The 14293-nt window shown below is 64.4% G+C and carries 12 protein-coding genes; 8 read left to right on the forward strand and 4 right to left on the reverse strand.

What is annotated here, in order from left to right:
* Positions 1-43 precede the first annotated feature (43 nt).
* Together QRN25_RS03690 and QRN25_RS03695 are read right to left on the reverse strand one after the other, a co-directional pair.
* Positions 44-646 (reverse strand): nuclear transport factor 2 family protein, encoded by a 603-nt coding sequence (locus tag QRN25_RS03690; RefSeq protein ID WP_285017510.1) that lies wholly within the window; start codon positions 644-646, stop codon positions 44-46.
* Positions 643-1221, reverse strand: a complete 579-nt coding sequence (locus QRN25_RS03695) for a nuclear transport factor 2 family protein (RefSeq protein WP_271182888.1) — start codon at positions 1219-1221, stop codon at positions 643-645. The genes QRN25_RS03690 and QRN25_RS03695 overlap by 4 nt, the downstream gene beginning before the upstream one ends.
* A gap of 233 nt (positions 1222-1454) precedes the next feature.
* Between QRN25_RS03695 and QRN25_RS03700 the strand changes: the two genes are divergently transcribed.
* The 3 genes from QRN25_RS03700 to map all read left to right on the forward strand — a co-directional run bounded on the left by QRN25_RS03700 (position 1455) and on the right by map (position 4639).
* The gene (locus QRN25_RS03700) at positions 1455-3542 is read left to right on the forward strand and encodes a TonB-dependent receptor (RefSeq protein ID WP_036528517.1); all 2088 of its coding nucleotides are present in this window, start codon (positions 1455-1457) and stop codon (positions 3540-3542) included.
* A 102-nt stretch (positions 3543-3644) separates the two neighbouring features.
* The gene (locus tag QRN25_RS03705) at positions 3645-3857 is read left to right on the forward strand and encodes a ParD-like family protein (protein ID WP_271182886.1); all 213 of its coding nucleotides are present in this window, start codon (positions 3645-3647) and stop codon (positions 3855-3857) included.
* The gene (map, locus tag QRN25_RS03710) at positions 3854-4639 is read left to right on the forward strand and encodes a type I methionyl aminopeptidase (protein WP_271182885.1); all 786 of its coding nucleotides are present in this window, start codon (positions 3854-3856) and stop codon (positions 4637-4639) included. The genes QRN25_RS03705 and map overlap by 4 nt, the downstream gene beginning before the upstream one ends.
* A gap of 214 nt (positions 4640-4853) precedes the next feature.
* On the opposite strand, the gene QRN25_RS03715 is transcribed toward map, so the two are convergent.
* Positions 4854-7118, reverse strand: a complete 2265-nt coding sequence (locus QRN25_RS03715; protein WP_285017511.1) for a S9 family peptidase — start codon at positions 7116-7118, stop codon at positions 4854-4856.
* Positions 7119-7226: 108 nt separating this feature from the next.
* On the opposite strand from QRN25_RS03715, the gene QRN25_RS03720 reads away from it, so the two are divergent.
* From QRN25_RS03720 to QRN25_RS03740, 5 genes are all read left to right on the forward strand, one after another.
* Complete coding sequence (locus QRN25_RS03720; protein WP_285017512.1) at positions 7227-8306, forward strand: glycoside hydrolase family 76 protein; 1080 nt, start codon at positions 7227-7229, stop codon at positions 8304-8306.
* Positions 8307-8360: 54 nt separating this feature from the next.
* Positions 8361-9032: a TetR/AcrR family transcriptional regulator gene (locus tag QRN25_RS03725; protein ID WP_271182882.1), complete on the forward strand. Its 672-nt coding sequence runs from the start codon at positions 8361-8363 to the stop codon at positions 9030-9032.
* A 124-nt stretch (positions 9033-9156) separates the two neighbouring features.
* Positions 9157-11595 (forward strand): TonB-dependent receptor, encoded by a 2439-nt coding sequence (locus tag QRN25_RS03730; protein ID WP_285017513.1) that lies wholly within the window; start codon positions 9157-9159, stop codon positions 11593-11595.
* A 52-nt stretch (positions 11596-11647) separates the two neighbouring features.
* On the forward strand, positions 11648-12172 hold the full coding sequence (locus QRN25_RS03735) for a nuclear transport factor 2 family protein (RefSeq protein ID WP_285017514.1): 525 nt from the start codon (positions 11648-11650) through the stop codon (positions 12170-12172).
* An 18-nt stretch (positions 12173-12190) separates the two neighbouring features.
* Complete coding sequence (locus QRN25_RS03740; protein WP_285017515.1) at positions 12191-12943, forward strand: SDR family NAD(P)-dependent oxidoreductase; 753 nt, start codon at positions 12191-12193, stop codon at positions 12941-12943.
* 41 nt (positions 12944-12984) lie between these two features.
* Here QRN25_RS03740 and pncB read toward each other — a convergent pair whose 3' ends face one another.
* The gene (gene pncB / locus QRN25_RS03745) at positions 12985-14289 is read right to left on the reverse strand and encodes a nicotinate phosphoribosyltransferase (protein WP_285017516.1); all 1305 of its coding nucleotides are present in this window, start codon (positions 14287-14289) and stop codon (positions 12985-12987) included.
* Positions 14290-14293 lie beyond the last annotated feature (4 nt).

Here is a 14293-nt window from a genome sequence, read left to right on the forward strand (position 1 = left end):
AGCCGGGCTCGGCAAGGGCGGGGCCATCGATGGAACGGGATAATCAGTCCGTCACGAAGCGGCTATTGGCATATACCGGGTCGCCGCTCCCCCATTCGCCGATGGGGCGCAGGTCGGCATGCATTCCTTCGTTGCGGATTTCGTTCGAGGGCCGGGAATCGTTCCAGTCCGTGACGACCTGCCGACGCAGGATGCGCCACTCTCCCTCGCGGAGTTCGAGGCGATCGAGATAGCGCCCGGCCATCACGAACATCTCGTTGCCCTGATCCAGCCCGCTTCCGGCCAGCTGCCTAAAGTAGCGGCTCCCGAGCAGGGCCTCGACTATCCCGGCCCGAACCCGGCAGGCGGAATAGAGGTAGCTTTCCGCGACAGCGAAATCGCCCGAAACCTCTATGTGGATGTTGAGCAGGCAATGCGTGCCCATGGCGAAGTACTGCGTGATCTCGCCGATGATGAAGGGCACGAATTCGCTGGCGCGGCCGACATAGATGCCGTGAATGTCTTCGCCATCGGGCCAGTACACGGTTTCCATGAGGGCAAGGTCGGCGCGGTCGAGGGCGCGGCAGTAGCGCGTCAGCACCGCCTCCACGTCGCGTACCGCGATCAGTTCGGCAAGGCGCTCGCGGGCGGAAAGGGGCGCGCTCACGGCCGGTTGGCCCACACCGGATCGCCGAGGCCACGTTCGCCAAGCGGGCGCAGGGTGGCGAACATGCCCTGATCGAGAATCTCGTTCGAGGGGTGGTTGTCGTTCCAGTCCATCACGACCTTGCGGTGCAGGATGCGCCATTCTCCCGCGCGCCGCTCGAACTGGTCGAGATAGCGCCCACCGAAGTAGAAGGTGTGGTGCGCCGGATCGAGACCTTGCCCCGCGAACATTCGCATGTAGCGCGAACCGAAGATTTCCTGCGCCTTGCTTTCCCGTACCTTGTGATAGGCGAAGAGATAGGTTTCGGTCGCGGCGCGGTCACCCGCGATCTCCATGTGCACGTTCATGAGGCCGTGCATGGTGACCTCGAACCACTCCTGGATTTCGCGCACGATGAAGTCCGCGAAGTCGGCCGCATTGCCGTCGAAGACGCCGTGGCTGTCGGTGCCGTCGGGCCAATAGACGCTGCGCATGAGGTCCACGTCGCAGCGGTCCAGTGCGCGGGAATAGCGGGTGAGAACGGCATAAATGTCGCGTCGCGCGACAAGATTCTCGATCTCGGCATCGGTGACCATAGGGCCTCTCCTATAGCGGTCGGCAGCATGCTTTGGACGCCGATCCATGTGGTCGAGGATAGGGCTTCGATAAAATAAAACAATCGTGATTGGTTATATAATTGCATGGCCGGCAACCAAGGCCCGGCGGAATGTAAGCCCGATCTTAACCATAGATTATGGAATATCGCCTAGTCGCGCCTCTGGATGGGAGGCCGCTTGTGCGTGTCTCGGGACTCAGGGGGAAGATTTCTATGGTTCGTATGGTCAGTCACGTTGCGCTGGTCTGTGCGGCTGTCATGAGCACGCCGGTCATGGCGCAGGAGCAGGCTCCCGGTGCGGCGGATGCCGATGGCGACATCATCGTCACCGCCCGCAAGCGCGAGGAACGCGCGGTCGATGTGCCGATCGCGGTCACCGCGGTCAGCGGCGCGGCGCTGGAAAAGCGCGGTGCGGCGAACCTGGCGGATTTCTTGCAGGAAGCGCCCGGCGTGGGCATCTATGACGGCGGCTCGGCGCTCGGCACGAAGATCACCATCCGCGGCATCTCGACCTCGCTGGGTGCCAACGAGAACGGATACTACCTCGACGACCTGCCGTTCACCGGCGTCACCGTGCCGCTCAGCCCGGACGTGCGCGCCTGGGATCTCGACCGCGTCGAAATCCTGCGCGGGCCGCAGGGGACGCTGTTTGGCGAGGGTTCGATGGGCGGCACCGTGCGCATCCTGACGCGCGGCGCTGACCTCGACCAGTGGGAAGCCAAGGGTCTGGGTATGGTCTCGGACACGCGCGGAGGCGGCACCAACGGGGGGGCTAAGGGTGCCTTCAATGCACCTATCGTGCCCGGAGTGCTCGCCGTTCGCGTCGCAGGCACCCATGAACGCTACCAGGGCTGGGTGGACAACAGCAGCACCGGCGCAACCAACGTCAACGACCAGACTTACGACACCTTCCGTGCGAGGCTGCGCTTCGATCCCGTCGATCGCCTGTCGATCACTGGCAGCTACTGGTGGTCGAAGTCGGACTTCCCGGCGGGCGGATCGAGCGCGCGCGACGACGATCAGCAGACGCGCGGTACGGTGCCATACAGCAAGAGCCGGATGGAGCTTTACGGCGCCACCGCCCGCTATGATCTCGGCGGGGCGGAGCTGTTCTACAGCTACACCCACAGCGATTTCGGGGTGCCGCAGAGCGGCATGTCCTCGATCGGCAGCATCGAGACGAACATCGACATCGCACTCGACGCGCACGAACTGCGCCTGGCTTCGACCGGCGACGGCCCGCTCAAGTGGACCGTGGGCGCCTATGCGCGCGATTCCCAGCGCAACGACACCGTCAAATTCCCCGCACGCGGCATCGACAACGACGCGCAGATCAACTCGCGCGCCCGCGCCCTGTTCGGCGAGGCGACTTACACGCTGCCCGGCGTGCCCGTCGATCTGACCGCCGGCCTGCGCTACTTCGAGGACCGACTGCGCGGCTTCGAGGCGAATTCCGGCGTCGTTACCGACCAGCCGGGTGACACCTACAAGTCGTGGAACCCGCGTTTCTCGGTGGCTTGGCATCCGGTGGAGAACACCACGATCTATGCCAGCGCCGCCAAGGGCTTCCGCTCGGGCCAGTTGCAGCCGACGGTGCCGCTGATCCTCGGTCCGATCTACGGCGTCGAACTGCCCGCGGCACTGAGCCAGGATTCGATCTGGACCTATGAAGTGGGCGCAAAGGCCGAGCTGTGGGAGCGCAAGCTCTCGATTGAGGCTGCGGTATTCTACAGCGACTGGAAGGACGTGGCGGTCCGCATCCCGATCCCGGGAACGTCCTTCAACGGACTGGTCAATTCCAACGGCACCCACACCAAGGGTGCCGAACTGAGCCTCGTCGCGCAGCCGGTCTCGGGCCTGACGCTCTCGGCGGGCGGCGCCTACGTCGATGCCGAGTACACCGATGCCGTTGCCGGTACGGCGATCGTCAAGGGCTCGGCCGTGGACGACGTCGCGAAGTTCACCGCCAACGCCTCGATCGACTATGCGGCTGCGATCACCGACACCGTGCAGGCGTTCGGCCGGGTGGGCTGGCAGCACAGCTCGCCGCGCCGCAATTCGTCCTACGCCGCGTTCCTGCCGGGCGACACGATCGACCGCGTGGACGCGCGGATTGGCGTCGAGTTCGCGCAGCTGACCATTGCGCTGTTCGCCGACAACCTCACCGACGAGAACGGCGCTACCAGCTTCCGCCAGGTGCAGCAGATCGGCCCGACGAGCTTCGATATAACCTCGAACCGCCTGCGTCCGCGCACGCTGGGCGTGGAAGCCAGCTTCCGCTTCGGCGGCCCTGCGCGCTGACCCATATCTGCCTCGCCGCGAGCCCATCGCGGCGAGGCGTCCTTGCGATATTCGCGCGCGGCGATATATGGTTCATATACGAATCATATATGGAACTTCCCAATGGGCATCGTGAACATCGATGACGACCTGCACGAGCAGGTCCGCCGGGCGAGCAAGGTTTCTTGCCGCTCGATCAACGCGCAGGCCGCGTACTGGATCAAGGTCGGCATGCTGTGCGAGACCAACCCCGGCCTCAGCTTCGCCGAGATCATGGAACGCGAACTTAGTTCGGCCGGGGTGTCGCCGCCAACGCTGGGGGTAAGGGCCGCGTGACCAAGACGCCTGAAGAACTGGCGCTGATGGCGCAGGCCGGGCGTCTGCTGGCCTCGGTGTTCGAGATGCTGGACACCGTATCGCTGATCGGCCGATCGACGCTCGATATCGATACTCTGGTCGAGCGGTTCATCGTCGACGACCTGCAGTCCCGCCCTGCCAGCAAGGGGCAGTACGGTTATGGTTTCGTGCTCAACTCCTCGGTCAACGACGTGGTCTGTCACGGTGTGCCGTCCTCGTCGGACGTGCTGCGAGACGGGGATATCGTCAACTTCGACATCACGCTGGAGAAGGACGGTTTCATCGCCGATTCCAGCAAGACCTACATGGTCGGCAATGTCGATCCTGCGGCGCGGCGGCTTGTGCAGGTCACTTACGAGGCTCTGTGGATGGGCATTCGCACCGTCCGCCCCGGCGCGAGGCTGGGGGACATTGGCGCTGCGATCGAGAAGCACGCCAAGCGCCACGGCTATTCGATCGTGCGCGAATACTGCGGTCACGGCATCGGCCGCGAGATGCACGAAGACCCGCAGATCCTCCACTTCGGCAGGCCGAACACCGGCATGCTGCTGCGCGAGGGCATGGTCTTCACTATCGAGCCGATGCTCAATCGCGGCCGCCGCAGCGTTTGGACCGAAGGCGACGGCTGGACGGTGCGGACGAAGGACGGCTCGCTGTCCGCCCAGTTCGAGCACACCGTCGCCGTCACCGCTACCGGCGTATCGGTGCTGACGCTGCGCTCGGACGAGCGCGAGATGGTGCGGCGCAGGAAGGCCGCCTGAACTTTTCACCAACCTCGTCATTGGCAGCGTAGCGAAGCAATCCAGGGAGGTTTAGGCAGCTCTGGATTGCTTCGCTACGCTCGCAATGGCGGAGAATGGTCATTCCCGCGAAGGCGGGAACCCATCTCCTGACGGTGCCTGTTGAAAGAGCATCAGTTGGGTCCCCGCGTTCGCGAGGATGACGACGATGTGTTGCGAGCAGGCGCCCGACACCTCACTCCTCCGGCTTCAGCCCGTGGCGTTCGAGGAAGCCGAAGATGCTGTTCCACAGGTGCACGCTGATGTGCGGGCCGCGCACGGCGTGGGTCTGCCCGGGATAGAGCATCATCTCGAACGGCGTCGCCTCGCCCTGCATCTTGGCGATGAGGGTGGTGCTGTTCTCGAACACCACGTTGTCGTCCGACATGCCGTGGATCAGCAGCAGCGGATCGGCGATCTTGCCTGCATCATCCAGCGTGTCGGCCTTGCGATAGGCATCGGCGACCTTGCGCGGATCGCCCATGTAGCGCTCGGTGTAATGGGTGTCGTAGAGTTCCCACTTCGTCACCGGCGCGCCGGAGATGCCCGCAGCGTAGAGGCCGGGGTCGGCCTCCAGCATCTTGAGCGTCATGTAGCCGCCGTAGGACCAGCCGTAAGTCGCGATCTTGGCCGGGTCCACGAAGTCCAGCGTCTTGAGGTATTCGGCCCCGGCGCGCTGGTCCTGCACCTCGACGGTGCCCATGGCCTGATGGATCTGCGATTCGAAAGCCACGCCGCGATTGGCGCTGCCGCGGTTGTCGATCTCGAAGTAGATGTAGCCCTTGTCGACGATGGCCTGTGCCAGCGCGCCCTTCCATCCGCGCGTCACCGTCTGCACATGCGGGCCGCCGTAGTGCTCGAAGAACACCGGGTAGCGCTTGCCGGGCCTCAGCGGCGGAGTGATCATCATCCAGTGGAGGTCGGAACCATCCGCTGCCTTGATCGTGCCGAACGTGGTTGGGCGGTGACTGGCCAGATAAGGGCCATAGGGATGCGTGGCATCCAGCTTGTTCTCCTCCACCCAGGCGAGCCGTTTGCCGTTCTCGTCCGCGATGTAGGTCTGCGAGGGCTGGGTGGTCGAAGAGCGGGTGACGAGCACCGTCGATCCGTCCCGGCTGCCCGATGCGGCATTGGCCCAGTCTGCCTCGGTCAGCTGCTTCGGCGTACCCGGCTTCGCCAAATCGATGGCGTAAAGCTGCGGCGCCAGCACATCGTCGCGGTTGCCGAGGAACAGCACGCGGCCTTTCGCTTCGTCCACGGAAACCAACTTGGTCACCATCCACTTGCCCGAGGTCAGCTGCTGCCACTTGCCGTTCCGGAAATGGTAGAGGTGCCCGTAGCCGTCGCGCTCGGACCACCAGACGAGGCTGCCGTCCTTCAGGAAGCGGTAGTTGTCGGTGAGGTTGACCCAGCTGCCCTTGGCCGCCTCTTCGGTGAACAGGACGCGGCTCTTGCCGGTCTGCGGATCGACCGCCAGCATATCGAGGCGGGTCTGCTCGCGGTTCTGGCGCTGGACGTAGAGCATGCGCCCGTCCCGCGCCCAGTTGACGCGGGTAAGGTAGATGTCGCGGTCGGGGCCGAGGTCCACCTCGACGCGGCCGCTGCCGTCCGGCTTCATGACATGGAGCGAGACGAGGGCGTTGGGCGTGCCCGCCGCCGGGTAGCGCTGCTGGTAAGTGTGCGTGCCCTCGGCGCCGATCGCGGTGCGGGTGACCACGCCGACCGGCGCCTCGTCATAGCGCTCGACGGCGATGAGCCTGTCGTCGGGCGACCACCAGTAGCCGTCCATGCGCGCCATTTCCTCCTGCGCGACGAACTCGGCCTCGCCCCAGTGGACGGTGCCAGCGTTTTCCTTCGGGGTGATCGGCTTGTGCTCGGTCCCGCCGAGCGGGCCGACGTAGAGCCGCCCGTCGCGCACGAACGAAACGTAGGCGCCCCTCGGACTCAGCGCGGCGTTCAGCTCGTCTTCGGGAGAGTCTGTCAGGCGGCGCACAGACCCGTCGATCCCGGCGAGGTAGAGGTCGCCGTCGAGCGGGACCAGCACGGCATCGCCGCCCTCGGTCCACTCGTAGGAGATGATGCCCTTGAGACTGCCGACGCGCTGGCGTTCGCGCTGCATCTTCTCCGCCTCGCTCAGCGCGCGGCCGGAGCCGAGCTTGAGGGAATCGACCAGCATGCGCCATTCGCCATTACGGCGGTCGTAGGCCCACAGGTCGTAGCGGTCCTTGTCCTCGGCGCGGCCGCGCAGCAGCGTGATGTAGCGTCCGTCCGGAGAGACCTTGACCGCGCGCGGCTGCGGTCCATCCAGCGAGGGGCTGGCGAAGACGCGGTCGAAGGTCAGGTCTTGTACGGTTTCGGGCATGGCGGAAGCGCTCCGTTCGGCGGGGGCGGCAAAGGCGGGAAGGGCGGCAGAAGGCAGCGCGGCGAGGATGCAGGCGCTCAGCAGACGGGCTCTGTTCATGTCCCATGTCCTAATGACAGGTCCGTGCGAGGGAAAGCCATTGGCGCTGCCCCCGGCATTTCTTATGTGGAGCATCATGCGCTTACGGGTCGGCGGGGAGACCACAGTTTGAAGAAGACGTTGGCGGTGGGCCTGTCGATCGGGCTGCTTGCGCTGGCCTGTGCCGGAAGCGCGCGTGCGCAGGACGACGCATGGGCACCGCGCGCCCGCGCGGCTGCGTCCTATCTCGACGGGCAGTGGGGCAAGCCAGACGGCTGGGCGCAGAGCGAGGCATGGCAGCGGTTCGTGATCGTCGATGCCCTGCTCGACCATGCGCGCCGCACCGGAGACGATCGCTGGAACGCGCGCGTCTTCTCGGCGGTGCGTAATCGCTCTGGGCTCTATCTCAACGATGACGACTTGTGGGCGGTGATCGCCAACGTTCACGCCTGGCAGGTCGATCGCGATCCCGAATTGCTCGACTATGCCAGCACGACCTATCGGCGCATCGTCACCACCTATTGGGACGATCGCTGCGGCGGCGGCATCTGGTGGGACCGCAAGCGGACGTACAAGAACGCGATCACCAACGAACTCCTGCTCTATGCCTCGACGCAGCTTTACCTTGCGACCGGCGAGGCGAGCTATCGCGACTGGGCCTTGCGGACGTGGGCGTGGTTCGAAGGATCGACGATGATCGACGGCGATGGGCTGGTGAACGACGGCCTCGATGCCGCCTGCCGTAATAACGGCCAGCCGCGCTTCACGTACAATCAGGGCGTGCTACTGGGCGGCCTGAGCGACCTCACCCGCATCACCGGCGATCCACGGTATCGCATGCTTGCGGTCAGGACGGCGCTCGCGGCTATCCGCAAGCTGTCCAACCCCGGGGGCATCCTGCGTGAGCCGGTGCCCTCGATCGGTGCGGACGGGCGCATGTTCAAGGGCGTGTTCGCTTGTCATCTCGGGCACTTGCTGGACGACCTGCCCGACGGGCCGGAGCGCGGAGAACTGGCTGCATGGGCCGGCCGCAATGCAAAGGCGGTCTGGACCCTCAGCGATTCCGGGGCGAAAGCCATCGCCGGTGACTGGTCCGAGGCGGCATCGCAGACGGATGCGGCGGCGCAGACTTCGGGCCTTGCCATGATGCTCGCTGCCGCGGGAGCAGGGCGGGAAAGTGCTCCAGGGCATTCCGGTGCTGATCGCTAGGTTCAGGACCCTGGGATTTGATCCCGAGGGGCGGTTTGTCATAAGACGTCCGCAATGGACGCAAACGATATCGCACAAGGCATCCGCCAGTTGACCCCCCGCCAGCGCGAGCGGCGCGAGCGGATACAGGCGGCGACGTTCGCCCTGCTTGCGCTTCACGGCGGTGAAGCGCTGTCGATGCGCATGATCGCGGAAACCGCAGGCGTCGCCGAGCGTACGCTGTTCAACATCTACGGGTCTAAGGATCGCCTCTTCGCCTTCAACGCGCGGGAGCGCAGCGAGGAAACCATCGCCCAAGCCCATGAAGAGGGCGGTGAGGGCTTCGGCTTCTTCGAGGTGCTACCGAGCCGATTGGCCGAAAAGACCTTCGAGGCGCCCGAACTCGCGCGGGCGTTCGGGTCCATCCTCGTCGAGCACGCGGACATGGTCGGCCTGCCGGACGTCTACGAGCGCTTCGCCGGGGGAGCGCTGAAAGTCATGCGGGCAGAGGGGCTCGTAGCCATCGACGACATCGCCACCGTGTCGCGCTTCGTGTGCATGAGGATGGTTGGCACCATCGTGCTCTGGGCCAAGCGCGAAATACCGGACGATGCGCTCGAAACGCACTTGCGGCTCGCGATCTGCCAGGTGCTGCTGCCTTACGCGGAAGCTCCACTGGCGGCGCAGTTGAGGGACCGGGCGCGGGCACTGACCCGCGCGCTGACCAGGGTAGTTACACCCGCCTAGCATTTATTGCAGTCCACTGCATTTTTTAATGAGGATACGTTCCGCCTGGTCTCGAATACGAGGCACCCGGGGGGCGACCAAGTCAGAACAGGCCCTTTCCGGTTCAAGGGGAAAGGAGCTTTCGATGTCTGGAGAGGCAGCACGAACCGTGCGTACCGCGCTCATGGCGAGCATTGCCATGTCGGCTTTCGCATTCACATCCGCAAATGCTCAGGAAGCGGTCGTAGCGCCGCTGCCAGCACCCGCTGCGCAGGAGCATACCGAAGGCGGTCTCGGCGACATTGTTGTCACCGCGCGCCGCCGGGCGGAGAGCCTGCAGGACGTGCCGGTCGCCGTCACCGCGCTGACCGCCGAAGTGCTTGAACGCTACGACATGACCAGCTTGGAGAAGATCTCCACGCAGACGCCGCAGTTCACGATCGGCCGCGCCTCGAACGGCTCGGGCGCGCAGCTGACCTTGCGCGGCATCGGGTCGTCCTCGACCTCCATCGGTATCGAGCAGTCGGTCGCGGTCGTCGTCGACGGCGTCTACTACGGCCAGGGCCGCGTCATCAATGAGGGCTTCCTCGACCTTGAGGGCGTGGAAGTGCTCAAGGGGCCGCAGTCGCTGTTCTTTGGCAAGAACGCCACCGCCGGCGTGATTTCGCTGCGTACCGCAGACCCCACATCCAGCCCCGAATTCAAGGCCAAGCTGGGCTATGAGTTTCGCGCCAAAGAGCTGGTCGGCGAGTTCGTCGGATCCGGCCCGATCACCGATACGCTGGGCGTGCGCGTCGCCGTGCGGGCATCGAACATGTGGGGCGGCTATTTCAAGAACGGCGGCATCGACAAGACCTACAACACCTTCGACGTCGCCACCGGCGTGACGACGCCGCACTTCGCACCTGCCTATGACGGCGACAACCCCGGTAACAAGGAACTGCTCGGCCGCGTGACGCTGGTGTGGGACCCCGGCAACGATTTCAAGTTTACGCTGAAGGCAAACGGCTCAACCTCGAAAAACAACAACAATTCGTGGAATTACGTCCCCTTCGGATGTGCAACGAGGACGTATTCGCTGAACCCGGCGATCAAGTGCGGCAAGTCGTTCACCGTCTACCAGAACTATTTCCCGGAAGACCTTGCCGGCACAAACCCGTGGTCGCATGACGACGGCGCGCTGTACAACACCTACAAGAGCTGGGCGGTCACCGGCACTGCCGAATACGCGATGGACAACGTTGATCTCACCTGGGTCAACAACTTCAACCGCAACGTCAACCAGTGGGCGTGCGACTGTACCTTCGTATCGAGCGATCTGGCCGCCGCGCCTTCGTCCGAGCGGTCCATCTACCACGCATTCTCGAGCGAGTTGCGCGCCCAGACCAGGTTCGACGGGCCGATCAACCTCCTCGTCGGCGCGTACTACCAGAAGACCCATCGCAACCACCGACAGAGCGGCTCATTCGGTAACATCGAGGATTCGACCGCCCCGGCCGAATATCGCTACCTCGGCTACTTCAAGCATTCCGAAACCCATGGTGAGACGCTGTCCGCCTATGGGCAGGCGACCTGGAAGATCCTGCCGACGCTCGAGGCTGCCGTCGGCGTTCGCTACATTCACGAAACCAAGGACAGCTATCTCATCCAGCCTTACGTGAATGCGGCGTTGCAAGGGATTTTCCTGCAGGATACGCCCATCAACGCGGACCAGACCTTCAACAACTGGTCGCCCGAAGCGACGCTGACGTGGAAGCCGACGGACGACGTCACCGTCTACGGTGCCTACAAGACCGCGTACAAGTCCGGCGGGTTCTCGAACTCCGGTTTCGTCAGTGCCAGCACGGTCCCCAGCGACGTCGCGTTCGCCCCGGAGAAGGCGCGCGGCTTCGAAGTCGGCATCAAGTCCAAGCTGCTCGACAACCAGTTGCGCCTGAATTTCGACGTCTACAGCTACAAGTACGTCAACCTGCAGGTCGACTTCTTCAACTCGCAGACGTTCGCCTTCATCACCACCAACGCCGGTGCCGCCCGGACCAAGGGTGCGGAACTGGAGTTCGAATTCGCACCCTACGCCGCGCCGGGCCTCAACCTGCACGGATCGATCAACTACAACAAGGCGCGCTACCTCAACTACATCGCACCCTGTTATGGTGGTCAGTCGGTGGCGCAAGGCTGCGACACTACCTTCCAGGGTGCACCGGGTCAGGACCTGAGCGGGGCTCCCACCGCAGTCGCGCCCAGGTGGACGGGGGCGCTGGGCGTCGGCTATGAAAGCGACATCGGTGAGGGCACCAAGCTGGGTGCCACGATCGACACGCGCTATTCCAGCACCTACCTTGCCTCCAGCTTCGCGCATCCGTTCTCGCGTCAGGCGAAGTACCTGACCGTGGACGGCACGATCCGCGTGAAGTTCAACGATGAACGCTTCGAACTGGCGCTGATCGGCAAGAACCTCACCAACCAGTTCATCGTCGGCGGTGCGATCGACGCGCCGAACACAGGTACGACCGGCGTTGCCGATCAGATCGGCTTCGTTAACCTGCCCCGCACGGTGCAGTTGCAGGCCAGCGTCAGGTTCTGACCCAGCGGGCCGACGCACGATGCGTCGGCCCTTCCCATCGAAAGGAAAGGTCATGAACGACCTTCAAAGACTTATCGCCAAGGATGCAATCCGCGACCTCGCCATGCGCTATATGCGTGGACAGGACCGCCTCGACCGTGCGCTGCAACTGGATACCTTCTGGCCGGATTCGACGACCGACTACGGCATCTTCAAGGGCTGCGGACCGGACTTCGTGGCCTTCGCGCAGGACCTGCTGACCGAGCATCTCGCCAACCAGCACATCATCGGCCAGCATCTGATCGAGTTCGACGAAACCGATGCCGACCGCGCCTATGGCGAAGTCTACTACTACGCCTTTCATCGCATCCTGGCCGAAGGCGTGCCCACCGACATGATCATCAGCGGCCGCTATGTCGATCGCTACGAACGGCGGGGCACGGAGTGGCGCTTCGCCCACCGCAGCGAACTCGTCGACTGGGCGCGCACGGAGCCTGCCGCAGACGGCATCCTGTCCGGCGACCTCGCCGCCTGCCTGCTTGGCCGCCACGACATGACCGACCAATCCTACGATCGCGAATGGCTCAGCAACGCCTGACCGGAAAGAGATAACCCAATGACCCATAAGAGCATCATCGTCACCGGCGCCGCGTCTGCGGGCGGCCTCGGCTTCGCCACCGCACGTCTGCTGGCCCGGGAGGGCCACGCCGTGACCCTGACCGACCTCGATGGCGATGCCGCTGCGGCCCGTGCCGAGGAATTGCGCGCTGAGGGCCTTGCCGCCACCGGATTCGCGCAGGACGTCACCGACGAAGCGGGCTGGGCGACGCTGATCGATACGGTGAAGGCGCAGACCGGCCGCATCGACGGCCTCGTCAACAACGCGGGCATCGCGGTACTCAAGTGGACCGCCGACCTCGATCCTGCCGCATGGGACCGGCAGATCAACGTCAATCTCAAGAGCGTCTACCTCGGCTGCCGGGCGGTCCTGCCGGTGATGGAGGCGCAAGGCGCAGGTTCCATCGTCAACTTGTCTTCCGTCGCCGGGCTCGTCGGCATTCCCGGGGCTTCGGCCTATGCCGCAAGCAAGGGGGGCGTGCGGCTCTACTCCAAGTCGCTGGCGCTGGAAGTCGCCGCCAAGGGCATCCGTGTGAACTCGGTTCACCCCGGCGTGATCTGGACCGACATGCAGAAGGTCGCGATCGAGGACAACCCGGACCAGTACGACGCCATCAACGCCATGATCCCGATGAAGCGCATGGGCGAGCCTGGCGACATCGGTAACATGATCGCCTTCCTCCTGTCCGACCGCGCCAGATACGTGACTGGCGGCGAGTTCGTAGTCGACGGCGGCCTCACCGCGCAGTGATTACATAATGACTACATAAGGACCATGCCGGGTTCCGGACGTCAGACCAGCACTTCAGCGGTCTGGCGTCCGGCAGCGCCGAAGATGCGCAAGTAGCGCTCGATTTCCGCCGGGGCTCCAGTCGCCTTGGCGGGATTGTCGGAAAGCTTGACGGCCGGCCGACCGTTCGCCTCCACCACCTTACAAACGAGCGAAATCGGATCGAGCCCGTTCGTCGCGAAAGGTGCGCAGCCGCGGAAGTCGTTCGTCAGGTTGGTGCCCCAACCGAAGCTCATGCGCACGCGGCCGTGGAAGTGGCGATAGGTCGCCTCGATGCTGTCGATGTCCATGCCGTCGGAAAAGATCAGCAGCTTGGTGCGGGGATCGCGGCCCTTTTCCTCCCACCAGCGGATGATCTGTTCTCCTCCTTCGATCGGCGGGGCGCTGTCCGGGCGAAAGCCGGTCCAGTCGGCCAGCCAATCGGGCGCGTTGCGCAGGAACGAAGCTGTACCAAAGGCGTCGGGCAGCGCGACGAGCAGGTTGCCGCCGTAGTGCGCGCTCCAGTCTTCAAGCACGCGGTAGGGAGCGCTCGCCAGTTCCTCCTCGTCGTTCGCCAAGGCAGCGTAGACCATCGGCAGCTCATGCGCGTTGGTGCCGATCGCCTCAAGGTCCGCGTCCATCGACAGCAGCACGTTGGAGGAGCCGATGAACCGCTCGCCCAGTCCTTCCTTCAGCGCCTCGACGCACCAGCGCTGCCACAGGAAGCCGTGCCGCCGCCGTGTGCCGAAATCCGAGATGACGAGGTCGGGCAGCGCCGAGAGCCGCTCCACCTTCTCCCATAGCTTGGCCTTGCCACGGGCGTAGAGCACATCGAGTTCGAACCGTCCGCGCCCCTTCATCGCCGCGCGCGACCGCAGTTCGTTGATGATCGCGAGCGCCGGGATCTCCCACATCATGGTGTGGGTCCAAGGGCCGTGGAAGCGCAGTTCGTACTGGCCATCGTGCTGGCGCAACTCGTAATCCGGCAGGCGGAAGTCGGCGAGCCACGCGATGAATTCCGGGCTGAACATCTGCCTGCGGCCGTAGAAGCTGTTGCCGGCCAGCCAGATCAGCTCCTTCTTCCCGAACCGCAGCGAGCGGGCATGATCGAGCTGCGCGCGCAATTCCGCCTCGTCGATGACTTCGGCAAGGCGGACGCTGCGGGTGCGGTTGATCAGTTCGAAGGTCGCCTGCACCTCGGGGTGAAGCTGCCGGATCATCTGCAGCATCAGCAGCTTGTAGAAGTCGGTGTCGAGGAGGCTGCGCACGATCGGATCGAGCCGCCAGTTATGGTTGTAGGTGCGCGTGGCGATATCGGTGAAGACCATGATG

The organism is Novosphingobium sp. fls2-241-R2A-195, assembly GCF_030209485.1.
Taxonomy (GTDB): Bacteria; Pseudomonadota; Alphaproteobacteria; order Sphingomonadales; family Sphingomonadaceae; genus Novosphingobium; species Novosphingobium resinovorum.

Coding starts and splice junctions, on each gene's coding strand:
- QRN25_RS03735 (WP_285017514.1), top strand. CDS start 11,648: ATGAACGACCTTCAAAGACTTATCGCCAAGGATGCAATCCGCGACCTC.
- QRN25_RS03715 (WP_285017511.1), bottom strand. CDS start 7,118: ATGAACAGAGCCCGTCTGCTGAGCGCCTGCATCCTCGCCGCGCTGCCT.
- QRN25_RS03730 (WP_285017513.1), top strand. CDS start 9,157: ATGTCTGGAGAGGCAGCACGAACCGTGCGTACCGCGCTCATGGCGAGC.
- QRN25_RS03705 (WP_271182886.1), top strand. CDS start 3,645: ATGGGCATCGTGAACATCGATGACGACCTGCACGAGCAGGTCCGCCGG.
- pncB (WP_285017516.1), bottom strand. CDS start 14,289: ATGGTCTTCACCGATATCGCCACGCGCACCTACAACCATAACTGGCGG.
- QRN25_RS03700 (WP_036528517.1), top strand. CDS start 1,455: ATGGTTCGTATGGTCAGTCACGTTGCGCTGGTCTGTGCGGCTGTCATG.
- QRN25_RS03725 (WP_271182882.1), top strand. CDS start 8,361: ATGGACGCAAACGATATCGCACAAGGCATCCGCCAGTTGACCCCCCGC.
- QRN25_RS03695 (WP_271182888.1), bottom strand. CDS start 1,221: ATGGTCACCGATGCCGAGATCGAGAATCTTGTCGCGCGACGCGACATT.
- QRN25_RS03740 (WP_285017515.1), top strand. CDS start 12,191: ATGACCCATAAGAGCATCATCGTCACCGGCGCCGCGTCTGCGGGCGGC.